The organism is Streptomyces albus subsp. albus, assembly GCF_000725885.1.
Classification (GTDB): Bacteria; Actinomycetota; Actinomycetes; order Streptomycetales; family Streptomycetaceae; genus Streptomyces; species Streptomyces albus.
Genome location: NZ_JODR01000015.1, coordinates 26,758 through 50,856 on the forward strand (window position 1 = coordinate 26,758; position 24,099 = coordinate 50,856).

22 protein-coding genes are annotated in these 24,099 nt (G+C 71.7%); 2 read left to right on the forward strand and 20 right to left on the reverse strand.

All coding sequences use genetic code 11. The annotated features are described in order from the left end of the window. Positions 1-47: 47 nt before the first annotated feature. The 11 genes from IO40_RS0117605 to IO40_RS0117655 all read right to left on the reverse strand — a co-directional run bounded on the left by IO40_RS0117605 (position 48) and on the right by IO40_RS0117655 (position 12,781). A complete protein-coding gene (locus tag IO40_RS0117605) occupies positions 48-2,858 on the reverse strand; it encodes a DEAD/DEAH box helicase (protein WP_030408262.1) in 2,811 nt (936 codons plus the stop codon). 87 nt (positions 2,859-2,945) lie between these two features. Then, complete coding sequence (locus IO40_RS0117610; RefSeq protein ID WP_016467836.1) at positions 2,946-3,872, reverse strand: diacylglycerol kinase; 927 nt, start codon at positions 3,870-3,872, stop codon at positions 2,946-2,948. A gap of 17 nt (positions 3,873-3,889) precedes the next feature. After that, on the reverse strand, positions 3,890-4,813 hold the full coding sequence (gene tatC, locus IO40_RS0117615; RefSeq protein ID WP_164439374.1) for a twin-arginine translocase subunit TatC: 924 nt from the start codon (positions 4,811-4,813) through the stop codon (positions 3,890-3,892). 156 nt (positions 4,814-4,969) lie between these two features. Beyond that, on the reverse strand, positions 4,970-5,251 hold the full coding sequence (gene tatA / locus IO40_RS0117620; RefSeq protein WP_016467838.1) for a Sec-independent protein translocase subunit TatA: 282 nt from the start codon (positions 5,249-5,251) through the stop codon (positions 4,970-4,972). 212 nt (positions 5,252-5,463) lie between these two features. Beyond that, entirely contained in the window at positions 5,464-5,694 is a 231-nt protein-coding gene (locus IO40_RS0117625; RefSeq protein WP_030408264.1) for a hypothetical protein, read from the reverse strand. Positions 5,695-6,331: 637 nt separating this feature from the next. Beyond that, on the reverse strand, positions 6,332-7,327 hold the full coding sequence (locus tag IO40_RS0117630; RefSeq protein ID WP_030408265.1) for a helix-turn-helix transcriptional regulator: 996 nt from the start codon (positions 7,325-7,327) through the stop codon (positions 6,332-6,334). Between the two features lie 16 nt (positions 7,328-7,343). Continuing rightward, positions 7,344-8,354 (reverse strand): helix-turn-helix transcriptional regulator, encoded by a 1,011-nt coding sequence (locus tag IO40_RS0117635; protein WP_016467841.1) that lies wholly within the window; start codon positions 8,352-8,354, stop codon positions 7,344-7,346. A gap of 122 nt (positions 8,355-8,476) precedes the next feature. Further along, on the reverse strand, positions 8,477-8,851 hold the full coding sequence (locus IO40_RS0117640) for an FKBP-type peptidyl-prolyl cis-trans isomerase (protein WP_016467842.1): 375 nt from the start codon (positions 8,849-8,851) through the stop codon (positions 8,477-8,479). 97 nt (positions 8,852-8,948) lie between these two features. Next, the gene (locus IO40_RS0117645) at positions 8,949-9,929 is read right to left on the reverse strand and encodes an FKBP-type peptidyl-prolyl cis-trans isomerase (RefSeq protein WP_016467843.1); all 981 of its coding nucleotides are present in this window, start codon (positions 9,927-9,929) and stop codon (positions 8,949-8,951) included. 176 nt (positions 9,930-10,105) lie between these two features. After that, positions 10,106-11,467, reverse strand: coding sequence for a Pup--protein ligase (gene pafA, locus IO40_RS0117650; protein WP_016467844.1), 1,362 nt, complete (start codon positions 11,465-11,467; stop codon positions 10,106-10,108). 39 nt (positions 11,468-11,506) lie between these two features. Beyond that, positions 11,507-12,781 (reverse strand): MFS transporter, encoded by a 1,275-nt coding sequence (locus tag IO40_RS0117655; protein WP_031175722.1) that lies wholly within the window; start codon positions 12,779-12,781, stop codon positions 11,507-11,509. A gap of 83 nt (positions 12,782-12,864) precedes the next feature. Here IO40_RS0117655 and IO40_RS0117660 point away from each other — a divergent pair, with 83 nt between their 5' ends. Next, positions 12,865-13,908 carry a LacI family DNA-binding transcriptional regulator gene (locus IO40_RS0117660; protein WP_016467846.1) on the forward strand — a complete coding sequence of 348 codons (1,044 nt, stop codon included), beginning with the start codon at positions 12,865-12,867 and terminating at the stop codon, positions 13,906-13,908. 67 nt (positions 13,909-13,975) lie between these two features. On the opposite strand, the gene prcA is transcribed toward IO40_RS0117660, so the two are convergent. The 9 genes from prcA to IO40_RS0117700 form a co-directional block, all read right to left on the reverse strand. Then, positions 13,976-14,713 (reverse strand): proteasome subunit alpha, encoded by a 738-nt coding sequence (gene prcA / locus IO40_RS0117665; RefSeq protein WP_016467847.1) that lies wholly within the window; start codon positions 14,711-14,713, stop codon positions 13,976-13,978. Between the two features lie 37 nt (positions 14,714-14,750). Then, positions 14,751-15,596, reverse strand: coding sequence for a proteasome subunit beta (gene prcB / locus IO40_RS0117670; protein ID WP_030408268.1), 846 nt, complete (start codon positions 15,594-15,596; stop codon positions 14,751-14,753). Beyond that, positions 15,548-15,724, reverse strand: a complete 177-nt coding sequence (locus IO40_RS37995; protein WP_167344772.1) for a hypothetical protein — start codon at positions 15,722-15,724, stop codon at positions 15,548-15,550. The genes prcB and IO40_RS37995 overlap by 49 nt, the downstream gene beginning before the upstream one ends. Positions 15,725-15,852: 128 nt before the next feature. Then, the gene (locus IO40_RS0117675) at positions 15,853-16,071 is read right to left on the reverse strand and encodes a ubiquitin-like protein Pup (protein WP_016467849.1); all 219 of its coding nucleotides are present in this window, start codon (positions 16,069-16,071) and stop codon (positions 15,853-15,855) included. A 144-nt stretch (positions 16,072-16,215) separates the two neighbouring features. Then, positions 16,216-17,727, reverse strand: coding sequence for a depupylase/deamidase Dop (gene dop, locus IO40_RS0117680; RefSeq protein ID WP_016467850.1), 1,512 nt, complete (start codon positions 17,725-17,727; stop codon positions 16,216-16,218). Between the two features lie 226 nt (positions 17,728-17,953). Further along, on the reverse strand, positions 17,954-19,717 hold the full coding sequence (arc, locus tag IO40_RS0117685) for a proteasome ATPase (protein ID WP_016467851.1): 1,764 nt from the start codon (positions 19,715-19,717) through the stop codon (positions 17,954-17,956). Between the two features lie 262 nt (positions 19,718-19,979). Next, positions 19,980-20,534, reverse strand: a complete 555-nt coding sequence (locus tag IO40_RS0117690) for a hypothetical protein (protein ID WP_016467852.1) — start codon at positions 20,532-20,534, stop codon at positions 19,980-19,982. Positions 20,535-20,752: 218 nt separating this feature from the next. Continuing rightward, entirely contained in the window at positions 20,753-21,658 is a 906-nt protein-coding gene (locus IO40_RS0117695; RefSeq protein WP_016467853.1) for a tRNA (adenine-N1)-methyltransferase, read from the reverse strand. A gap of 44 nt (positions 21,659-21,702) precedes the next feature. Continuing rightward, on the reverse strand, positions 21,703-22,992 hold the full coding sequence (locus tag IO40_RS0117700; RefSeq protein WP_016467854.1) for a site-2 protease family protein: 1,290 nt from the start codon (positions 22,990-22,992) through the stop codon (positions 21,703-21,705). A gap of 118 nt (positions 22,993-23,110) precedes the next feature. Between IO40_RS0117700 and IO40_RS0117705 the strand changes: the two genes are divergently transcribed. After that, a complete protein-coding gene (locus IO40_RS0117705; protein ID WP_016467855.1) occupies positions 23,111-24,085 on the forward strand; it encodes a RecB family exonuclease in 975 nt (324 codons plus the stop codon). Positions 24,086-24,099: the final 14 nt, after the last annotated feature.

Below are 24,099 nucleotides of genomic sequence, written 5' to 3' on the forward strand. Positions count from 1 at the left end.
TGCGGAGAGGGTGGGGCCGAACGTGCCGACGGCCCGGGCCGTGGCCGTCAGCCGACGCTGGAGTACGCCACGACCCCGCGCAGCATCCCGTCGATGGCCTTCCGCGCGTTCCTGGCCACCGTGCCGGAGCCGGGTGCCGCAGCCGCCAGCTGGCCGAGGACGTCGATGACCTGCTTGCACCAGCGCACGAAGTCACCGGCGGGCATGTCCGCCTCGCGCAGCACCTCATCCAGACCGTGGCCGTCCGCCCAGCGGTACGCGGCCCAGGCGAAGCCCAGATCGGGCTCGCGCTGGCCCACCCCCTCGGCCGCGGTGATGCGGTGGTCCTCCTCCAGGGCGTCGAGCCGGCCCCAGATGCGCACCATCTCGCCGAGCGCGGCACGCGCCCGGCCGCCGGGCATCTTCGGCGGCAGCGCGTCGTCCCCGCTGCGCGACTCGTACACCAGCGCGGAGACACAGGCGGCCAGCTCCTGGGGCGGCAGCCCCTCCCACACGCCCTCACGCAGACACTCGGAGGCCAGCAGGTCCAGCTCGCCGTAGAGCCGGGCCAGCACCCGGCCGTCATCGGTGACGTGGTCGTCCCGTAGATAGCCGAGCTCCGTGAGCACGGCACAGACCCGGTCGAAGGTGCGGGCGATGGTGTTGGTCCGCCCGGCGATACGCCGCTCCAGCTGACGGGTGTCCCGCTTGAGCCGGTGGTAGCGCTCGGCCCACCGGGCGTGGTCCTCCCGCTCGTCGCAGCCGTGGCACGGGTGCTGGCGGATGGCCTTGCGCAGCCGCTCGATCTCGGGGTCGTCGGCCGCCGCCGACCGCTGCCTGCGGTGCCGCTCGGGCACGTAGTGGCCCGCCTTGCTGCGCAGTGCGGAGGCCAGGTCCCGGCGGGACTGGGGGCTGCGCGCGTTGAACGACTTGGGGATGCGCATCCGCTCCAGCGGTTCGACCGGCACCGGGAAGTCGATCGGTCCCAGCCGTTTGACCTGCCGCTGCGCGGTCAGCACCAGCGGACGCGGCCCCTCGTTGCCGGCGCCGCCGTCGTAGCCCCTGCGGTGCGCGGCGCCCCGGCCGCCGGCCACGCCCGGGTCCAGCACCAGTGCCAGCCCGGCGAACTTGCCGGTCGGCACATGGATGATGTCGCCCGGCTTGAGCCTCTCCAGCGCCGCGGCTGCCTGGGCACGCCGCTGGCTGGCGCCCTGCTTGGCCAGCTCCGTCTCCCGGTCCTTGAGCTGCCGGCGCAGCCCCGCGTACTCCTCGAAGTCCCCCAGATGGCAGGTCATGGAGGCGTGGTAGCCGGCCAGCCCCTCCTCGTTCTTCTGCACCTGCCGGGAGATGCCGACCACCGAACGGTCGGCCTGGAACTGCGCGAACGACGTCTCCAAAAGCTCGCGGGAGCGGTGCCGGCCGAACTGGGAGACGAGATTGACCGCCATGTTGTACGACGGTTTGAAGGACGACCGCAGCGGATACGTGCGGGCACCGGCCAGCCCGGCCAGCGCCCCCGGGTCCATTCCGCGCTGCCACAGCACCACGGCGTGGCCCTCGATGTCGATGCCACGCCGCCCCGCGCGCCCCGTCAGCTGCGTGTACTCGCCCGGGGTGATGTCGGCGTGCTGCTCGCCGTTCCACTTGACCAGCTTCTCCAGCACCACGGAGCGGGCCGGCATGTTGATGCCCAGCGCCAGCGTCTCGGTGGCGAAGACGGCCTTGACCAGTCCGCGGACGAACAGCTCCTCGACCACTTCCTTGAAGGTCGGCAGCATGCCCGCGTGGTGCGCGGCGATGCCCCGCTCCAGGCCCTCCAGCCACTCGAAGTAGCCCAGGACGTGCAGATCCTTGTCGGGGATGTCGCGGGTGCGCTCCTCCACGATCTCGCGGACCTTGGCGCGGGCGGCGTTGTCGTTGAGCCGCAGCCCGGAGTAGAGGCACTGCTGGACGGCCGCCTCGCAGCCGGCCCGGCTGAAGATGAAGGTGATGGCGGGGAGCAGCCCCTCCGCGTCGAGCCGGTCGATCACCTCGGGCCGGCTCGGGGTCCAGATCCGGGCGCGCTGCCGGCGCTCCCGCTCCCGGTCGGCCTCCCGCTGCGGCCGGGACCGCCGCCGGTCGCGGGGGAGCCGGCTGTTCTCCATCCGGGCCATCCGCACCAGGTCGGGGTTGACCTCGCGCTTGTCCCCGGACTCCTCGAACAGGTCGTACATGCGCCGGCCGGCCAGCACGTGCTGCCACAGCGGCACCGGACGGTGCTCGGAGACGATCACCTCGGTGTCGCCGCGCACCGCGTCCAGCCAGTCACCGAACTCCTCCGCGTTGGAGACGGTGGCCGACAGCGAGACGAGGGTGACCGAGGCCGGGAGGTGGATGATCACCTCTTCCCAGACGGCGCCGCGGAAGCGGTCCGAGAGGTAGTGGACCTCGTCCATGACGACGTAGCCGAGCCCCAGCAGCGATTTGGAGCCCGCGTAGAGCATGTTCCGCAGCACCTCGGTGGTCATCACGACCACCGGCGCCTCGGAATTGACGCTGTTGTCGCCGGTCAGCAGTCCGACGTTGGCGGAGCCGTAGCGCTTGGCCAGGTCGTTGTACTTCTGATTCGAGAGCGCCTTGATCGGCGTGGTGTAGAAGCACTTGCGGCCCTGCTCCAGGGCCAGGTGGACGGCGAACTCGCCCACGATGGTCTTGCCTGAGCCGGTCGGCGCCGCGACCAGCACTCCCTTTCCTGCTTCGAGGGCTTGGCACGCCTCGATCTGGAAGGCGTCCAGATCGAAGTCGTACATGTCACGGAAGGGGGCCAGAGCGGTGGCCTGCTCCTCGGCGCGCCTGCGGGCCGCCGCGTACCGCTCCGCGGGGGACAGATCCTCGGTCATCGTGAGTACGAGCCTACCGGTCGCCCCTGACACCGCTCACGATCTTTACCGGCCGATGGGGCAGAACCCGTGGTCAACGGCGTACGGTCAGCCGGTGGGCGGGACGGCGCCGGCCGTGCCGGGCCCGTCCGTCAGCAGGCGCACCGCCTCCGGGACGGCCCGTACCGTCAGCGGCAGGGGCCCGAGCGGCTCGCCGTCGGCATAGCCGGTCACGCCGGGCGCGTCAAGTGTCACACTCCGTACCCGGTGGGTGGTGACGGCCGGATGCCCCAGGTGGGTGCCCTTGTAGACCCGGGGGAAGACCCGCAGCAGCTCACGGCGGGAGCACTCCCCCACCACGGTGACGTCGAGCAGCCCGTCGTCCAGGGCCGCCCGGGCGCAGATCCGCATGCCGCCGCCGTAGGAGGGCCCGTTGCCGACGGCGACGAGAGTGGCGGCGACCTCGAACGGCTCCCCCGCGTCCAGCGTGATCGTGTACGGGACGGTGCGCAGCGCGGCCAGTTCGACGAGCAGGGCGAGGTCGTACTTGAGACGTCCGGTGGGCCGGCGCATCCGGTTGCCGCGATCGTTGACCCGCGAGTCGAAACCGGAGGCCAGCACGGAACCGAACCAGCGCTCCCCCACCCGGCCCAGATCGAGCGCCCGCTGGTGTCCGGCCTTGAGCGCCTCGGCCACCAGCCGCCCGGCCGCGCCCGGGTCGCGTACGGGAAGCCCGGTGGCGCGGGCGAAGTCGTTGCCGGTGCCGACGGCGACCACACCGAGCGGTACGGGCGTCCCGGCGACGGCCTGGAGGGCGAGCGAGACCATGCCGTCCCCGCCCACGGCTATCAGCGCCCCGGTACCGCCCCGCACCGCGTGCCGGGCACGGGAGAGGGCGTCGTCCGCGTCGGCTCCGACCACGGTGCGCACGGTGAACCCCGCGTCCCGGAGTGCGCGGGCCGCCGGCTGGGCCGCCGCGGCGCCCCGGCCCCGGCCGGCCGCGGGGTTGACGAAAAGGGTGATCTCGCTGGTCACAGGCGGACGATAGCCGCTCAGGTGACGTCGTCGTAACCGTTCCGGTTGGCGGAACCGCCCTCGTCGGTGCCGTTCCCGGCGCCCGGCTCGGTCACCGACCGCGGCCCGGGCAGCGACTCGGAGGCGCCGACGGTCTCCGGGGTGTGGTCGAGCGGTGCGGCCTCGTCGTCGTCCAGGCCCGCGTACGGATTGGCACGGCCGCGCCGGCGGTCGTTGAACAGGCAGATGGCGACCGCACCGAAGTACAGCAGCACGATGGGCGCCGCCAGCGCGCACATCGTCAGCGGGTCACCGGTGGGGGTGGCGACGGCGGCGAAGACGGTGATGCCGACGACCATCCCGCGCCACCAGCCCAGCAGCCGCTTCCCGGTGAGGATGCCGCCGAAGTTCAGCAGGACCAGCAGCAGCGGAAGCTCGAAGGCCAGCCCGAAGACGATCACCAGGCGGGTGACGATGTCCAGGAAGTCGTCGAGCGGGATGAGGTTGCCCGCGCCCTCGGGGCTGAAGTCCAGCAGGGTCTTGGCGGCCTTGGGCAGCAGCACGTACGCCAGGCAGGCACCGGCCAGGAACAGCGGCACGCCGGCGGCGACGAAGGAGCGCGCGTACCGCTTCTCGTGCTTGTGCAGGCCGGGCGCGAGGAAGCCCCACAGCTGGTAGAGCCACACCGGGGAGGCGATGACGACGCCCGTGGTCAGCGCCACCTTCAGCATGATGGTGAACGGCGCGATCAGGCCGTTGATGGTGATCTCGGCGCAGGTCTCGCCTTCCTTGGCGGCCTCGCCGAAGCCCTTGGTGCAGCCCACCGACTCCCGCACGGGGTGCATCAGGAAGTCGGCGATCTGCTTGTAGTAGATCATCGCCACGACGGTGACGACGAGGACCGCCAGCACCGACTTCATGAGGCGGTTGCGCAACTCCCGCAGATGGTCCGCGAGAGGCATCCGCCCCTCGGGGTCCTTCCGCTGTTTACCCTGCTTACGGGCGGACTTGAGCACCCCTCGTCCTCAGTCTCGAAGTGTCGGATACGGCAGGCGCGGCCCGCGCACGGCCACGGCCGGGCGACGGGCGGCGGACACGGTCGGCGTGTGCCGGACCGCTCAGCTCTGCTTGGGCTGGTCGGCCGGCTCGGAGACGGGACGGGAAGAGGTCACGTCACCGGGGGCGGCCTGGATCGTCTTCGCCGCCGACTGGGCCGTGCCGTTCCGGTCCGGGTCGCCGTCGGAACCGCTCTCCTTCTTCATCTGCTTGGCCTCGCTCTTGAGGATGCGGGCCGACTTACCGAGCGAACGGGCCATGTCCGGGAGCTTCTTGGCGCCGAACAGCAGCAGGATGACTAGGAGGATCAGTACGATCTCCATGGGCCGCAGATTGCCGATCATGTGCCACTACCTTCTCGCCGGGGGCGTGTCCTTGCCTGCCCTTCATCGGACTGGCTGCACCGTGCTGACGTGCCGGGATCGATCGTAACCCTGCGGAGTGAACACCGGGCAATCCCTGTGCATCCGCACGATTGCGCGCTCGGCATCCACCGACACGGCATCTGGCAGCCTACCGCTCCCCCGTCCATGACTGGAGACCGCCCGTACGTCGGCTATGTCTCGTTCGGCCCTTGCGTTCCGCCCTGCCCGTGGAGACGGCCGGAGCGGGCGGCCAGCGGCTGCGCCGCGCGCTCCAGGTTCTGGGCGGCCCGGGTGATCCGCTCCGAGCTGTCACCCACCGCCCGGGAGAACCGGCGCACCTCCAGCCCCACGCGGACGGCGAGCACCCCGAGCACGGCGATGCCGCAGAAGGCGACCGCCAGGAAGAACATCGGCCACAGCATGCACGCCAGCTTAGGCCGTCCCCGCACCCCCGGCGGACCACGCCGCCACCCCGGCACCGCTCCCCGGCCGGGGCGGCCCGGCACGGGCACCCGCACCCGACCGCCGCCCCTCCCGGCCCCTCTCCAGCGGCCCGGGCCACGGCCACGCCGGGCCGCGGCCTGACCGGGGCGCCGGGATACGACCGGAATCAGCCGGAGAAAGACCGGCAGGACAGACAGCGGAGAGCACCGGAGGGACCAACGGCCGGCCGCGGCCCGGTCAGCGAAGCACCACCGGCTCACCCCCAGAGGTACGGATCAGGACCCGGCGACGGAACAGCCCAGGGCCCGGTCAGCGAAGCAGCACCCACCAGCCCGAGGCCCGAACCCGGAAGCGGCCCCGCACCGACAGAGGCCGGTTTCGGCGTCGCCACCGCATCAGCCCGGGGCGGGTTCCGGCGCCGGCTCCGCATCACCCCGGTACCGGTCTCGGCGCCGGCTCCGCATCACCCCGGTACCGGTTCCAGCGTCGGCCCCGCAGCACCCCGGGGGTCAATACCGGGGCCGGTACCGAAGTCGCCACCACATCACCCGCCGTCCGAAGCCGGAGTCGGCACCGCACATCAACCCGCCGTCCCAATCCCGAAGCGGCCCCGCATCAACCCGGGGTCGGTTCCGGGGTCGGGGCCGTGGCCGGCTCGTAGGCGGCCAGGGCGCTGCGGGCCGCTTCCCGGGCGCTCTCGGCCAGGTCGGCCGGGGAGGTGATACGGCCGTCCGGGCCCAGTCGGAGCGCCAGCCGGCGGAGGGAGGCCGGGTCCGGGGTGCGCAGGGTGATCCGCAGACCGCCGTCGGGCAGCTCCTCGGCGCTGTCGTGCGGGTAGTACTCGGCGACCCAGCGCCCACCAGGGCCGACCTCGATGACGACCTGCGGATCGGTCGCCGCGGGCTGCACGAGCCCCGCACTCAGGTCGCGGGGCTCTATCGGCGGAGGGTCGGAGCGCTCGTCCAGCAGTCTGATCTCGGCCACCCGGTCGAGCCGGAAGGTGCGCCGCGCCTCGGAGAGCCGGCACCAGGCCTCGACGTAGGTGTGGCCGACGGCGAACAGCCGGATCGGGTCGACCTCGCGCTCGGTCAGCTCGTCGCGGGCCGGCGAGTAGTACCGGATCCAGAGTCTGCGGCGCTCGGCGATGGCCCGGTCGACGTCGGCGAAGACGCCGCCCTCGGACTCGAAGGTGACCGAGAGCCGGGAGCTGGCGCCGGCGCTCTCTCCGGCGGCGGTCTCCAGCTTGGCGGTGGCCCGCTGGAGCGCGTCCCGGTCGCTCTCGCGCAGGCCGGGCAGGGTGGCCACGGCGCGGGCGGCGACCAGCAGTGCGGTCGCCTCGTCTGCGGCCAGCCGCAGCGGCTGGGCGGTGTCGGCGCCGAGGGCCTCGGCGTTGCGCCACCAGATGCGCTCGCCGTCGGTGTCGATCTCCAGCAGATCGCCGCCGCGGAAGCTGGTGCCGCACATGGGCAGCACGTTCAGATCGGAGATCAGCTCGTCCTCGCTGATCCCGAAGGCACGTGCGACCTCCGCCACACGGGCGCCCGGCCGGTCCTTGAGGTAGGTGACCAGCGAGAGCATCCGTCGGGTCTGGTCGATCGCGTTGACGGCCATGCGGTGCTCCTCCCCTCTAGCCCTCGGCCACGGCACGCAGCCGGTCGATCACGTCGGCGCGCAGCTCGGCGGGCTCCAGCACCACGACATCGGGGCCGAACTCGACCAGCCAGGCGTCGAGTCCGTGCCCGTACGGGATCTCCAACTCGTCCCACCCGTCACCGAGTTCCCGGGTGTGCAGGGCGCGGGCGCGCAGCGGGTAGCCGGCGCCGGCCCGCAGCCGGATGCGGGCGGTGCCGGTGGCCCCCTCCCCGGCCCAGCGTTCCACGGTCTCGCGCACCGTCACCTGATCGGGTACGGGCGCGGTGAAGGCGGCGGCCCGGGAGCGGACCGGACCGGTGATCCGGGACAGCCGGAAGACCCGCTCGGCCTGCCGCTCCCGGTCCCAGCCGGCCAGGTACCAGTGTCCGCGCCAGCACTCCAGGGTCCAGGGCTCGACCTGGCGGCGCTCGGAGTGGGCCGCGTTGGACTTGCGGTAGTCGAAGACGACGGGCCGGCGGTCGCGGCAGGCCAGCATGAGCGGCTCGAACGCGGCCTCGCGGGCCGGGATGTGCGGCTCCAGCGTGCTCAGCTGGCGTTCCCCGCCCTGTTCGGGTACGGCGACGCCGGGCATGCCGCCGGCGGCGTGCAGCTTCTGGAGGGCGCCGCTGGCGGCGGCGGCGAGCCGGGCCTGCTGCCAGACGCGGGCGGCCAGACCGAGCGCGGTGGCCTCGGCGGCGTCCAGGGTGATGGGCGGCAGGCGGTTGCTGTCGCGGCGGGCGACGTAGGCGGTCTCCCCGTCGAGGTTCTCGACGGTGTCGATGACCAGGCCGAGTTCCCGCAGGTCGTCCTTGTCCCGCTCGAACATGCGGCTGAAGGACTCCTCGGAGCCGGTGGCGGCCTCCCCGGGGCCGGAGGCCGTGCCCGAGCCGAAGGCTTCGACGTACGCCTCGATGGAGGCGCGCAGCTCCCGTTTGGTGAGCGGGCGGCGGGCCCCCAGCAGGCACAGCGCGAGATTCATCAGCCGCTCGGCCTTGGCGATCGCCATGGGTTCCCTCGTGCCCTCTCTCCTGCTGTTCCGGTCCCCGACCGTACCGCCGACGCGGCGGGGGACAAAGCCGGGAGCCCCGCCGGCTGCGGGGCTCCCGGCCCGTGTGGTAGCGGCGTCGCTCAGACGGCGACGAGATCGCAGACGAAGATCAGCGTCTCGCCCGGCTGGATACGGCCGCCGCCGGCGCCGCGGTCGCCGTAGGCCAGGTGCGCGGGGATGGTCAGCCGGCGCCGGCCGCCGACCTTCATGCCCTGGACGCCCTTGTCCCAGCCCTCGATGACCTGGCCTGCCCCGAGCTGGAACTGGAGCGGCTTGCCGCGGTTCCAGCTGGCGTCGAACTCCTCACCCGTGGAGAAGGAGACGCCCACGTAGTGGACGGAGACGTTGTCGCCGGCCTTGGCCTCGGGGCCGTCCCCCTCCCACAGGTCCTGGATCTCCAGGTCGGCGGGCGGCTCGCCCTCGGGGAAGTCGACCTCGGGCTTGTCGATGCTCACGAATCTTGCTCCTACGAACGAATCTGCGGGACAACCGCGCCAGTCTCGCACGGGCGCGGTCCGGTCACGGTGGGCGGCCGGACCGCGCCGCGCGGGGTCACTTCACCTCGAGGATGTCCACGGAGAAGACGACGCCGTCCTTGAACTGCTTGCGCTGTTCCTTGGGGAACTCGCTCTGCGGCACCGAGACCACCACGCGGCTGCCCGCCGTGGCGCCCTTGAGGCCCTTGGCCCAGCCGGGGATCTGCGCGACGGGGATCTCCTGCGGCGCACCGCCCTGCGCCCAGGTGTCGTCCAGCTGCTTGGCGCCGTTCCAGGACTTGGCGGTGAAGTGGGCCGAGATGGTGCTGCCGGCGTCCACCGCCTTCTTGCCGTTGCCCTTGATCACCGTCTCGCTGATCAGCTCGTCGGGGGCCTCGTTCTTGCCCTTGGGCATCTCGACGGACGGCGCCTTGCCCTTCTCGACCTTGGTGCTGACCTTCGGCAGCTGCGGGTTCTGCGGCTCGTCCACCGGCTTGCCGTCGATCTTGGTGGGGGCGATCTTCTCCAGGTCGACCACGAAGACCAGGGTGGAGTTGCCGGGGATGGACGGCGGCTGGCCCTTCTCGCCGTACCCCTTGTCGGGCGGTGCGACGATCTCGACACGGCTGCCGATCTTCTTGCCGACCAGCGCCTCGTCCCAGCCCTTGATGACCTTGCCGGTGCCGATCTGGAAGGTGGCGGGGGCCTTCCGCTTCCAACTGCTGTCGAATTCCTTGCCGTTCCACAGCTGGCCCACGTAGTGCGCGCTGACCGCGTCGCCCTTGTGGATCTTCTCGCCCTTGCCCGCCTTGAGGACCTTGGCCTGCAGTTCGGACGGCGGGTCGCCCTCACCCTTGTCGATCTTGGGCTTCTTGCCCCAGGCCCCGCTGACGGCCGGGGGCTTGGCGTCGGACGAACCGTCGTCGCCGCACGCCGCCGCGGAGACGGCGATCAGCGGAACGGTCAGCAGCGCGGCGACGCGGCGCGCGTGCTTCCTCGGCAGGGTCCGGGAGGCTCGGGAGATTCGGGGGTGCGAGCCCCCGGGAAAATGCAACATGTGTCCCACTCGCGGGTTCAGGGGTGATCGTACGGAGCACACAGCCTACGACCCGGCAACGAGACGGCCGCCGCCCACGACACGGCGGCGGCCCTCCGGCGGTCAACGCGGGGCTGACGGGCGGCCGGGAGCCGCCCCGGCCACGCCGTCGCGCCGCACCCCGAGTGAGGCGTCCGTCACATTCCCGCGATGAGTTTCTCCACCCGCTCGTCCACGGACCGGAACGGGTCCTTGCACAGCACGGTGCGCTGCGCCTGGTCGTTCAGCTTCAGGTGCACCCAGTCCACCGTGAAGTCGCGGCGCTGTTCCTGTGCGCGGCGGATGAAGTCGCCGCGCAGCCTGGCCCGCGTCGTCTGCGGGGGCACGGACTTGCCCTCGAAGATCTTGACGTCGTTGCACACCCGGGCCGCCCGGCCGCTGCGCTCCAGCAGGTAGTAGAGGCCGCGGCGGCGGTGGATGTCGTGGTAGGCGAGGTCTATCTGCGCGATCCTCGGGTGCGACATCGTGATGTTGTTCTTGGCCCGGTACCGCTCGATGAGCTGGTACTTCATCACCCAGTCGATCTCGGTGTTGATCTTGTCGAGCTCCTGGTTGCGGACGGCCTCCAGGGCCCTCCCCCACAGCTCCAGCACCTGCTCGACCCGGCCGGTGCGGATGCCGCGCCGGTCGCAGAAGTCCAGTGCCTTGTCGAAGTACTCCTGCTGGACCTCCAGCGCGGAGGCCTCCCGGCCGCTGGCCAGCCGGACCTTCCGCTGGCCGGTGATGTCGTGGCTGACCTCGCGGATGGCCCGGATCGGGTTCTCCAGCGTCAGGTCCCGCATCACCGTGCCGGCCTCGATCATGCGGAGCACCAGATCGGTCGCGCCGACCTTGAGCAGCATCGTCGTCTCCGACATGTTCGAGTCGCCGACGATGACGTGCAGCCGGCGGTAGCGCTCGGCGTCCGCGTGGGGCTCGTCACGGGTGTTGATGATGGGCCGCGAGCGGGTCGTCGCGGAGCTGACGCCCTCCCAGATGTGCTCGGCACGCTGGCTGACGCAGAAGACGGCGCCCCGCGGGGTCTGGAGCACCTTGCCGGCGCCGCACACCAGCTGCCGGGTGACCAGGAAGGGGATGAGGACGTCGGCCAGCCGGGAGAACTCTCCGTGCCGGGCGACCAGATAGTTCTCGTGGCAGCCGTAGGAGTTGCCCGCCGAGTCGGTGTTGTTCTTGAAGAGGTACACGTCGCCGGCGATGCCCTCCTCGTGCAGCCGGCGCTCGGCGTCGACCAGCAGGCCCTCCAGGATGCGCTCGCCGGACTTGTCGTGGGTGACCAGCTCGGTCACGCTGTCGCACTCGGGGGTGGCGTACTCCGGGTGCGAGCCCACGTCCAGATAGAGGCGCGCGCCGTTCCGCAGAAACACGTTGCTGCTGCGGCCCCATGACACAACTCGGCGGAAGAGGTACCGCGCCACCTCGTCGGGGGACAGCCGCCGCTGGCCCCGGAACGTACATGTGACGCCGTACTCGTTCTCCAGCCCGAAGATTCGGCGGTCCATGACTGAACAGTACGCCTACACGAAGGATCTGAAACCGCCTTACGCACCCCCGTTCTGCTCGGTTTGCGCACATGGGGGCCCGGTCACCGGGCCCGGCCCGGCCGCCGGCGCGCCCGCCACCACCCCGGTCCGGGCCCGTGCCGCATCCCGCAGTACGGGCCACGCCGCCAGCATCACCAGGAGCGCGGCCACCCCGCCCGCGCCGGCCACGGCGAACCCGGCGCCGGTGCCGCCGCGCTCGATGACGGTGCCCACCGCCGCCGTACCGGCCGCGGCACCCACCCCGAAGGTGGTCACCAGCCAGGAGAAGGCCTCCGTCACGGTGCCGGCCGGCGCGTGCCGGTCCACCACCACGAAGGCGCAGGCCAGCGAGGGCGCCAGGAACAGCCCTGACAGCCCGCCGAAGGCGACCATCACCGGCACCCCCGGGACCAGGGCCAGCGGCAGGTTGCCGGCCGCGAAGAGGGCCACCAGCGTCAGCAGCCGCCGCTCGTGGCTGCCGGGCCATGAGCGCGCCCCGTAGACGACGCCGCCCACCAGCGCACCGGCGCCCTGGGCGGCCAGCAGATAGGTGGAGACCAGTTTGTCGCCGTGGTCGTCGGCGTAGGAGACGGCGGCCAGCGCGAAGGTGCCCAGCGCGAGCCCGACGAAGAAGAACGCGGCCAGCAGCACCTTCAGCCCGGCGGAGCGCAGGGCGCCCAGCCAGTGCGGTGTCCGCGGCGCCGACCGCCAGTTGCGGGACGGCGGCGAGACGACCACGGACAGCGCCCCCAGCACCCCGAGCGCGTTGACGACCAGCAGCGCCGCCGCCTCGCTCCATCCGGCGACCAGCAGCGTCACCAGCAGCGGCCCGGCGGCGAACATCACCTCCTGGGCGACCGCGTCCAGCGCGTAGGCGGAATGCACCTGTTCCTCGCGTTTGAGGACGCTGGGCCACAGCGCCCGCAGCCCGCCTTCCAGGGGCGGGGTGAACAGGCCGAAGACCAGTACGCAGCCGTAGGCGAGCGGCAGCGGGTCGATGCCCGTGAGGGCGAGGGTGGCGGCCCCCAGCGCGGAGACGACCGAGGCGGGCAGCATCACCCTCGGCTGCCCGTACAGGTCGACGAGGCGGCCCAGCATCGGCTGGCCGACGGCCGTGGCCAGGCCGTAGACCGCCGAGAGGGCTCCGGCCAGTGTCATGCTGCCGCCGGCCGCGCGGATGAACAGCGCGATGGCGATCGGCCCCGTGGCGTTGGGGAGTCTGCCCAGCAGTGTCCCGGCCAGCAGCCGCACCGCGTGTCTGGCCCGCAGCAGTTCGGCGTACCCGGTCGCCATCCGCCCCACCCCCAGCGTCGGTTTTACGTATAACGACGGCGTCATACGTACCATGCGCAGCGAGCCGGGGTGAAGGAGTTTCCGTGCCGGAGAAGAACGCAGCGGGCCACCGGGGTCCGGGCCGCACGCCCACCGGGCACGACGTGGCCGGCGCCGCGGGGGTCTCGCAGGCGACCGTCTCCCTCGTCCTGGGCGGCAAGTGGGAGGGCCGGGTCTCGCCGCGCACCGCGGAGACCGTACGTGCCGCGGCCCGCGCCCTGGGCTACCGCCCCAATCTGGCCGCCCGCACCCTGCGGATGGGCCGCACCCGCACGGCGCTGCTCGTCGTCCCGGCGCTCACGGGGGAGTTCTTCGCCGCCGTCCACCAGGGCGCCGTCGAGGTCGCCACCACGCACGACTTCGGCGTCGTGCTCTACCCCTCGCCCGAGGGCGTCGAGCGGGCTCCCGACCCCTTCGCCTCCGCCCGCACCGCCCTCGACGGCGTCATCGCCTCCTCCATGGCACCCGAGGCGCTCGCCACACTGCGCGGCGCGGGGCTGCCGCTGGTGATGCTCGACAGCGACGAGGGGGCCTGCGACGCGGTCGTCGGTGTGGACGTCGCCGACGGAATGCGGCAGGTGACTGCGCATCTGCTGGCGGCCGGGCACCGGCACGTCGCCCATCTGGCCGCCGAGGTGGACTCCTGGACCTTCGCCGTCCGGGAGAGCGCCCTGCGCGAGGCGCTGCGGGCCCAGGGCGGTGCCGTGGTCCGCACCGGACGCGCGCCGCTCAGTGTGCGGGGCGGCCTGGCGGCGGCCACCCGCCTGCTCACCGCCGAGGGGGACGGCCCCGCACCGACCGCGCTGGTGTGCGACAGCGATCTGCTGGCCGCCGGGGCGCTGAAGGCCGCACGACGGCTGGGGCTGCGCGTGCCGGAGGAGTTGTCGGTGACCGGCTTCGACGATCTGATGCTGGCCACCGCCGTGGAACCGGAGCTGACGACGGTCCGGCTGCCCGCCGAACGGGTGGGCGCCGCGGGCATGCGGGCGCTGCTCGCCGTGCTGGAGGGCGAGCGGGTCGAAACCGCGCGGCTGCCCGTCCACCTGGTGGCACGCGGCTCGACGGGGCCGTGCCCGACCACCCGCTAGTCACTCCGCTCGTCCTCGGACGCCGGGCGGGCCGGCTGCCGGCCCGCCCGGCGTCCGAGGACGCAGGTCACTCCTTCGAGGAGTCCTCGCCCTCCTCGGGCGCCGCCGTCTCCTCCAGGAGCCGGGCCACCTGGGCGGCGGGGACCCGCTTGAACTTGCGCCGCTGGGGCCGCTCCCGGTCCAGTACGGCGACCTCCAGCTGCTCGGCCGTCAGCGTCCGCTCGCTGCCGTTGCTGTCCCGGCTCAGCGCCTCGGCACCCAGCTTCAGGGCCTCGCCCAGCGACATTCCCTCCCGGTGCCGCTGGTCCATGTAGGTGCCGATCTGGTCCGAGTTGCCGCCGACCGCGACCGAGCCGTGCTCGTCCACGATGGAGCCGTCGTGCGGCAGCCGGTAGATCTGGTCCTCCTCGGGGGCGGCGCCCACCTCGGCGACGATCAGCTCCACCTCGTACGGCTTCTCCGCGTTGGAGGAGAAGATGGTGCCCAGCGTCTGGGCGTACACATTGGCGAGGCCCCGCGCGGTGACGTCCTCACGGTCGTAGGTGTAGCCGCGCAGGTCCGCGTAGCGCACACCGCCGATCCGCAGGTTCTCGAACTCGTTGTACTTGCCGACCGCGGCGAAGGCGATGCGGTCGTAGATCTCGCTGACCTTGTGGAGTGCCCGAGAGGGGTTCTCGGCGACGAAGACGATGCCGTCCGCGTACTGCAACACGACCACGCTGCGCCCGCGCGCGATGCCCTTGCGGGCGTACTCGGCGCGGTCGGCCATTGCCTGCTGGGGCGACACATAGAACGGCGTCGACACCGGCTGTCCGTCCCTTCCTGTCTAGGGGGTGTTGTGGCTAGGAAACCGGGGCCTGCGGGCCGTTCGGCAGTTGCAGACGGCCCTCGTGCACCCGCTGGACCAGCCCGGAGAGCTCCTCCTCGGCGAGCCTGCGGTAGCCGTCCTCGGTGATGGCCACGACCATCGGGTAGATACGGCGGACCATGTCGGGGCCGCCGGTGGCCGAGTCGTCGTCGGCCGCGTCGTAGAGCGCCTGGAGGACGACCGTGGCGGCCTGCTCCTCGGTCATGTCGTCCCGGTAGAGCTTCTTGAGCGAGCCGCGGGCGAAGACCGAGCCGGAGCCGACCCCCGCGAAGCCCTGCTCCTCCGAGCGACCGCCGGTCACGTCGTAGGAGAAGATGCGGCCCTTGCGCCGGTCCAGGTCGTAGCCCGCGAAGAGCGGGACCACCGCGAGGCCCTGCATGGCCATGCCCAGGTTGCCGCGGATCATCGTGGACAGCCGGTTGGCCTTGCCCTCCAGGGAGAGGGTCGAGCCCTCCACCTTCTCGAAGTGCTCCAGCTCCAGCTGGAAGAGCTTGACCATCTCCACGGCGATGCCCGCCGTCCCGGCGATGCCCACGGCGGAGTGCTCGTCCGCCGGGAAGACCTTCTCCAGGTCGCGCTGCGCGATGACGTTGCCCATCGTCGCCCTGCGGTCACCGGCGATCACCACACCGCCGGCGAACGTCACGGCCACGATGGTCGTCCCGTGCGGCGCCTGGACGGGGCCCTCGACGGGCGGCAGCGGCCGGCTGCCCGGAAGCTGCTCCGGGGCGTGGGTGGACAGGAAATCCATGAAGGACGACGACCCCGGCGTCAGGAAAGCAGCAGGTAGACGCCCGGTACTACGAGTTTCGGCTTCCACACGTTTCCTTCCGGGTAGGCGGCGGCACGTCCCTCGACGACCGCCCGGTCCTTGAACTGCCCCAGTACGGCGTCGTGACTGGAGTACGGTACGCCCCGGACCCTACCCGCCCCATGATCGATGACCACATACGACCGCGTGCCCGGCCGGGGCCGGGCGGGGCGGGCCGAGGCCGGACGGAACGCCGGGAAGCGCGTGTCCGCCGCTCCCCGGCGTCCGTCACCGCTTCGGTTTCCCCTCGCTCAGGGGCGAGGACTCACTCTCCGCCCTTCTGGACGAAGGAACGCACGAAGTCCTCGGCGTTCTCCTCCAGGACGTCGTCGATCTCGTCGAGCACCGAGTCCACGTCGTCCGAGAGCGCCTCGTGGCGCTCCTTGAGGTCCTCCGAGACCTGCGCGTCCTGCGTCTGCTCCTCGGCCTCCTCGGTGTGGCGGGTGGACTTCTGCTGTCCGCCGCCGGTGTCCTTGGTCGCCATATCCCTCACCCCGCTCGGTTCGGTGGTGTACGCGGAACGTACAAGATCAGACCCTACAAGCCGGGACTGACTTCGGCCCCCTGGTTGCTGCAAGCCAAGGAACCACCCCGATGATTCCCGTCCCGGAGACCGAATAGCCGCACTTCAGTGACCCGAAAGCACCTTGACCAGCTCTTCCGCCGTACGGCAGCGGTCCAGCAGATCCTTCACGTGTTCCCGGGTACCCCGCAGCGGCTCCAGCGTGGGTACCCGCTGCAGGGAGTCACGACCGGGCAGGTCGAAGATGACCGAGTCCCAGGAGGCCGCCGCCACGTCGTCGGCGTACTGCTCCAGGCACCGCCCGCGGAAGTAGGCACGGGTGTCCTCCGGGGGCTTGAAGGCGGCCTCCTTGACCTCCTCCTCGGTCAGCAGCCGCTGCATCTTGCCCCGCGAGACCAGCCGGTTGTACAGCCCCTTGTCGGGCCGTACGTCCGCGTACTGGAGGTCCACCAGATGGAGCCGGGGGGCGTCCCAGTCGAGCTGGTCACGGCGGCGGTAGCCCTCCATCAGCTCCCGCTTGGCGACCCAGTCCAGCTCCCCGGACAGGCTCATCGGGTCGCGCTCCAGTCTGCCGAGCACGTCCTCCCAACGGGCCAGCACGTCCGTGGTCTGGTCGTCCGCGTCGCCGCCCCAGCGCTCCTCGACGTATTTGCGGGCCAGCTCGTAGAACTCCATCTGGAGCTGCACCGCGGTGAGCTTCCGGCCGTTACGCAAGGTGATCAGCCGGCCGAGGGACGGGTCGTGGGAGACCTGGTGCAGGGTGCGCACCGGCTGGTCCACGGCCAGGTCGACGGCGATGAACCCGTCCTCGATCATGGCCAGCACCAGCGAGGTGGTGCCCAGCTTGAGGTAGGTGGACACCTCCGAGAGGTTGGCGTCCCCGATGATCACGTGCAGCCGGCGGTACTTCTCCGCGTCGGCGTGCGGCTCGTCCCGGGTGTTGATGATGGGCCGCTTGAGGGTGGTCTCCAGACCCACCTCCACCTCGAAGTAGTCGGCCCGCTGGCTGAGCTGGAAGCCGTGCTCGCTGCCGTCCTGGCCCAGCCCCACCCGGCCGGCGCCGCACACCACCTGCCGGGAGACGAAGAACGGCGTCAGGTGCCGCACGATGTCCGAGAAGGGGGTCTCCCGCTTCATCAGGTAGTTCTCGTGCGTCCCGTAGGAGGCGCCCTTGTTGTCGGTGTTGTTCTTGTAAAGGTGGATGGGGCTGGTGCCGGGCACCTCGGCCGCCCGTTCGGCGGCCTCGGCCATGATCCGCTCGCCGGCCTTGTCCCACAGCACGGCGTCCCGCGGGTTGGTGACCTCGGGCGCGCTGTACTCCGGGTGGGCGTGGTCCACGTAGAGCCGGGCCCCGTTGGTGAGGATGACGTTGGCCAGGCCGATGTCCTCGTCGGTCAGCTGGCTGGCGTCGGCCGCCTCCCGGGCCAGGTCGAAGCCGCGGGCGTCCCGCAGCGGGTTCTCCTCCTCGAAGTCCCAGCGGGCGCGCCGCGCCCGGTGCATCGCCGCCGCGTAGGCGTTGACGACCTGGGACGAGGTGAGCATGGCATTGGCGTTGGGGTGCCCGGGCACGGAGATGCCGTACTCGGTCTCGATGCCCATTACGCGCCGTACGGTCATGCTTCCCTCCTTGCCTGACGGCGGTCCGCCGGTGGACAGCCGTTCAAGTCCCGCTGCGCGTCCTTCCCGCGTGCGGCCCCCTCCCGCCACGGCGGCGCGGCGGTGAGCACGAGCCTATGCCGCGCGGGGCCCGCGCGGGCAGCACACGGGCGGACTTCCTTGGCGCTCCAAAGACGGTCCGGCTGCGGGTGGCTTCGACGGCCACCCGCAGCCGGACTGGTCCTCGTTACAGGTACTGACCGGTGTTGGCGACGGTGTCGATGGAGCGCCCGGTGTCCGCCCCCTGCTTGCCGGTGACCAGGGTGCGGATGTAGACGATGCGCTCGCCCTTCTTGCCGGAGATGCGGGCCCAGTCGTCCGGGTTGGTGGTGTTGGGCAGGTCCTCGTTCTCCTTGAACTCGTCCACGCAGGCGGCGAGCAGGTGCGAGACGCGCAGCCCCTTCTGGTTGTGGTCGAGGTACGCCTTGATGGCCATCTTCTTGGCCCGGCCGACGATGTTCTCGATCATCGCCCCCGAGTTGAAGTCCTTGAAGTACAGGACCTCCTTGTCACCGTTGGCGTAGGTGACCTCCAGGAAGCGGTTCTCGTCGGACTCCGCGTACATCTGCTCCACGACCGACTGGATCATCGCGTCGCAGGCCGCCTCGACGTTGCCGCCGTGCTCGGCGATGTCGTCCGGGTGGAGCGGCAGGTTCGGGGTGAGGTACTTGGAGAAGATGTCCTTGGCGGCCTCGGCGTCCGGGCGCTCGATCTTGATCTTCACATCGAGGCGTCCGGGGCGCAGGATCGCGGGGTCGATCATGTCCTCGCGGTTCGAGGCGCCGATGACGATGACGTTCTCCAGGCCCTCCACACCGTCGATCTCGGAGAGCAGCTGCGGGACGATGGTGTTCTCCACGTCCGAGCTGACGCCCGAGCCACGGGTGCGGAAGAGGGAGTCCATCTCGTCGAAGAAGACGATGACGGGCGTGCCCTCGCTGGCCTTCTCACGGGCCCGCTGGAAGACCAGGCGGATGTGCCGCTCGGTCTCGCCGACGTACTTGTTGAGCAGCTCGGGGCCCTTGATGTTGAGGAAGTAGCTCTTGCCCTGCGGCTTTCCGGTGACCTCCGCGACCTTCTTGGCCAGCGAGTTGGCGACCGCCTTGGCGATCAGCGTCTTGCCGCAGCCGGGCGGGCCGTAGAGCAGCACACCCTTGGGCGGGCGCAGTTGGTGCTCGCGGAAGAGGTCCGGGTAGAGGTAGGGCAGCTCCACCGCGTCCCTGATCTGCTCGATCTGTCCGCCGAGGCCGCCGATCTTGGTGTAGTCGATGTCCGGGACCTCTTCGAGGACCAGCTCCTCGACCTCGCTCTTGGGCACCACCTCGAAGACGTAGCCGGAGCGGCTGTCCAGCAGCAGGGCGTCCCCGGCCCGCAGGGTGACGTCCAGCAGCGGCTCGGCGAGCCGTACGACGCGCTCCTCGTCGGTGTGGCCGACGACGAGTGCCCGCTCTCCGTCGTCGAGGACTTCCTTGAGGGTGACGATGTCACCCGCGCGCTCGAACTCCATGGCCTCGACCACGTTGAGCGCCTCGTTGAGCATGACCTCCTGGCCGCGCCGGAGGCCCTTGAGGTCCACGTTCGGGCTGACGTTCACCCGGAGCTTGCGGCCCCCGGTGAAGATGTCGGCCGTCTCGTCGTCGTTGGCCTGCAGGAAGACGCCGAAGCCCGAGGGCGGCTGGGCGAGCCGGTCGACCTCTTCCTTGAGGGCGACGATCTGGTCGCGCGCCTCGCGGAGCGTGTTCGAGAGCCGCTCGTTCTGGGCGGACACGCCGGCCAGGTTGGTCTGCAGCTCGACGATCCGCTCCTCGAGAATACGAGTGTGCCGCGGAGAGTCGGCGAGCTTGCGGCGCAGGACGGCGATTTCCTGCTCAAGGTAGGCGATCTGGCCGGTCGGGTCGTCGGCCCGACCGGGCCGGATGCCGCGGTTGGTGTCGTCGTCGTGGGCTGCCACGGTCCTCACCTCCTCCAGGGGGAGCTGGACGCTTCGACCCTACCTGGGCCGGTGCGGGTTGAAACCCCTAGATCACAAAGACGGTCGGGGTGTGTCCGATCTTCACCCTTGCGCACTCCCTCTGGACTGGGGATACCCAGCCACCACCATCTGAAAGCGACCGGTTGTGGTGCCGAGACGTTCAACACCCTTCAAGTGCGGCCCTGTTTCGGCCCGAGCCGTCTTCGAGCCGGTCACCCGGCCGGGGCCGGCGCCACCGCCCTCAGACGCTGAGACCGCCGCCCGCGACGGGGGCGGCACGCAGGACGAACTTCCCGTCGCGCCACTCCCACTTGACCTTGCGCTGCCGGTCCGGGCAGCAGCGCGGCACCTCGGACGACGAGTAGCCGAGGAGGGTCGCCGAGACGGTCGTGCCGCGGACGGCGAGGTCCTTGACCGTCATGCCCTCCTTCGCCGACACCAGCGTCCCGGCGATCCGGGGGCGGTCGGCGCCGGCCGGCCGGGACAGCACGAACACGGCGCTGGGCGGGGTGCCGCCGTGTGCGGCACAGCGGACGGCGGCCACGGTCTCCGGCGTGCCGTCGCCGTCGAAGTCGGCGCTCGCCTTGTCGAGTACGTCGATGCCGGACGCGTGCGGGCCGCACTCCAGCGGGTAGTGGGCCCGGGCCGGGTCGGGGGCCGCGCCGGTGGTGCGCGGCGGGGCGGTGGTGGCGGTGGCGGGCTGGAGGAGCGCCGTGGCGCCGAGCACGGCGGCGAGGGCGGCGGCGGTGGCGAGCCAGTGGACGGTGCGGGTGCGGGTGTGCGGCAGTTCCGTCACGCCGGGTGACTCCTGTGCGGACGAGGGCGGGTGCGACGAGGGGCGACACGGGGTCGATGAGGAGATCTTCGCATCGTGCCACAGGTCACATCGGCGCGGAACATCCGGGTCCCGCACCGCGTACGGGGCCGCCAACGCCGCTGCCCCGCGCCCGGGTTCGGTCCGGGCGCGGGGCAGCGGCGTGTCGTCTTCGCAGGGCGGCCGGCGGGCCGGCGCCGTCAGGAGGCCCGGCCTCCGGACTGGCTGCCGGGGCCGGTGTAGTCCTCGCCGTAGGCGCCCTTGGCGGGCCGGCGGCGGCGCAGCGGGGGCTCGACGCCCTCGGCGAGACGGCGGGCGGTCAGCAGGAAGCCGGTGTGCCCGATCATGCGGTGGTCGGGGCGGACGGCGAGGCCCTCGATGTGCCAGTTGCGGACCATCGTCTCCCACGCCTGCGGCTCGTTGAACGTCCCGAACTCGCGGATCGACTCGACCATGCGGGCCATCTGTGTGGTGGTGGCGACGTAGGCGCACAGGATGCCGCCGGGCACCAGCGCCTTGGAGACGGCCTCCAGGCACTCCCAGGGGGCGAGCATGTCGAGGATGACGCGGTCGACCTCGGTGTCGGACAGATTGTCCTGGAGGTCGCCGACGGTCAGGGTCCAGGCCGGGTGGGGACCGCCGAAGTAGCGCTCGACGTTCTGCTGGGCGATCTCGGCGAAGTCGGCACGGCGCTCGTAGGAGTGCAGCATGCCCTGGTCGCCGATGGCGCGGAGCAGGAAGGTGCTCAGCGAGCCGGAGCCGACGCCGGCCTCGACGACGCGGGCGCCGGGGAAGATGTCGGCCATCGCGAGGACCTGGCCGGCGTCCTTGGGATAGACGACCGCGGCTCCCCGTGGCATGGACAGGACGTAGTCGGGGAGCAGTGGACGCAGCGCGAGGTAGGCGACGTTCCCGGTGGTACGGACGACACTCCCCTCGGGCGCACCGATCAGCTCGTCGTGGGGGAAGGCTCCCTTGTGGGTGTGGAAGCTCTTCCCCTCTTCGAGGGTGATCGTGTAGTGGCGGCCCTTGGGGTCGGTGAGCTGGACCTGGTCCCCGACCTTGAAGGGCCCGCGACGGCGGGCGGCACCGGTCGGTTCGGACATACGGACAGCCTAGCCGGTCCGCGCGGAGCGGCCACGCCGAGGGCTCATCCGCCCACCCGGTGCCGGTCGCCGTCCGGCCGTTTCGACATGGCCGCGACGAACGCGCGCTCCACGTCGGCGGTGGACAGCACTCCGTAGATCTCGCCGGTCTCCTCCACCACCAGGTACTCGGTCGCCGGGGTGGCCCGCAGCCACTCCAGCAGGTCCTCGCCCGACAGCTCGGCCGGCACCCGCATGCCCTCCTTGAGGTCCTGGGCGAGGGTGCTGACGGCGACCCAGGGGCGGCGGTGCTCGGGCACCGAGGCGATGGCGGTCTCCCGGACGAGGGAGAGCGGGTCGCCCCTGCCGTCCACCACCACCAGGGCCCGGGCGCCGGCCGCGTTGGCCCGGCGCAGCGCCTCGGACAGCGGGGTGTCGGTCTCCACGGGGACGGCACGGCGGGTGAGGGTGCGGGCCCGCAGTTCGGGCAGCCGCTCGCGCAGCCGCGCCATCCGCAGGCTGTTGCCGGCGCCGGTCCAGATGATGGCGGCCAGGATCGCGGCCAGCAGCGCGTCGGTGAGGGAGTCCATGCCGCTGACGCCGCCGCGGGCCAGGCCACCGGCGTGGGTGGCCAGCGGGAGGCCGATCAGCACGGCGATGGCCAGCGCGCGCCCCACCCACGCGGCGGCGACGGTGCCGGTCATCGGCTTGCCGCTGATCTTCCAGACGACGGCGCGGAGCATCCGTCCGCCGTCCAGCGGCAGGCCGGGCAGCAGGTTGAAGGCGGCGACCAGGAGGTTGGAGAACATCAGCCCGGCCAGCAGCACGCCGGGCACGGTCCCGGGCTCCACCACGCGCATCGCGGCGTAGAAGACACCGGCCAGGAGGAGGGAGAAGAGCGGGCCGACGAAGGCCAGGACGAATTCGCGGCCGGGCGTCTCGGACTCCTTCTCGATCTCCGAGACACCGCCGAAAAACTGGAGCTGGATGCGGCGCACGGGCAGCTTGAAGCGGAGGGCGGCGACCGTGTGGGCCAGCTCGTGGACGAGGACGGAGGCGTAGAAGGCGACGGCGAAGAACAGCGCGATCAGGTAGCGCAGTGCACCCAGGTGGGGCAGGACGCGGTCGAGCTGGCCGCCGAAGACCCAGGTGATCAGGATGGCGACGAGGAACCAGGAGGGGGCCACGTACACGGGTACGCCGAAGGGGCGGCCCATCAGGATGCCGCCGCCCGGCGGGCTGGGGCGCCGGGGTGTGCCGGGGGCCGGCTTGCGGGAGTCCGGCGTACCGGGGCCCTGCCCCTCGTCGCCGGAGCCGCCGGTCCGCGGCTTCCCGTCGTTGTCCTCGTCCGCCACGGGTTCCCCTCTGCTGCTTCCCTCTGGCCCGCCGCCGTCCCGCCGGTACCGGTGGGGCGCGGGTCTGCCGTCGATGGTAAGTGTCCGCTGTCAGTCGTGGGCCGTAGGGTCTTCTCCCATGAGAACCAGCGCGGCCACACCGCCGACCTCGCTGTCGCCCTCCCGGGCAGCGGATTTCATGCAGTGTCCGCTGCTCTACCGCTTCCGGGTGATCGACAAACTGCCGGAGAAACCCTCCGCAGCCGCTACCCGCGGCACGGTGGTGCATGCGGTATTGGAAAGACTGTTCGACACCCCGGCGGCGGAACGCAGCCCGGGCCGGGCCCGGGCCATGGTGGCCGGTGAATGGGAGCGGCTGCTGGCCAAGCGCCCCGAGCTGGCGCAGCTCTTCGCCGCCGAGGCCGGCCGGCCCGAAGAGGGCTCCGCCGACGGGGCCGCCCCGTCCGCCGGCGCGGGCGGTGAGGGCGGCGCGGACGGCGAGGGCGCCGGGGCCCCGGTGGACACCGCGCGGCTGGCGCAGTGGCTGGCCGAGGCCGAGGCGCTGGTCGAGCGGTGGTTCACGCTGGAGGACCCGACGCGGCTGGAGCCGGCGGAACGCGAGCTGTTCGTCGAGGCCCGGCTGGAGTCGGGGCTGCGGCTGCGCGGGATCATCGACCGGGTGGATGTCGCACCGACGGGTGAGGTGCGGATCGTCGACTACAAGACGGGCAAGGCGCCGCGCCCCGAGTACGCGGACGGCCCGCTCTTCCAGATGAAGTTCTACGCACTGGTGCTGTGGCGGCTGCGCGGCGTGGTGCCGAGGCGGCTCCAGCTGGTGTTCCTGGGCAGCGGCGACGTGCTGACCTACGACCCGGACGAGGGCGATCTGCGGGCCACCGAGCGCAAGCTGCTGGCGCTGTGGGACGCGATCAGCCGGGCGACCGAGACGGGTGACTGGCGGCCGAAGCCCGGCAAGCTGTGCGACTGGTGCGACCACCAGTCGCGCTGTCCGGAGTTCGGGGGTACTCCCCCGCCGTACCCGCTGATGATCCAGCCGCGGCTGCCCGAGCCGAGGCCGGTGTCAGGGGCACCGGACCCGGTCGGGGGTGACTGAGCGAGAATGGGCCG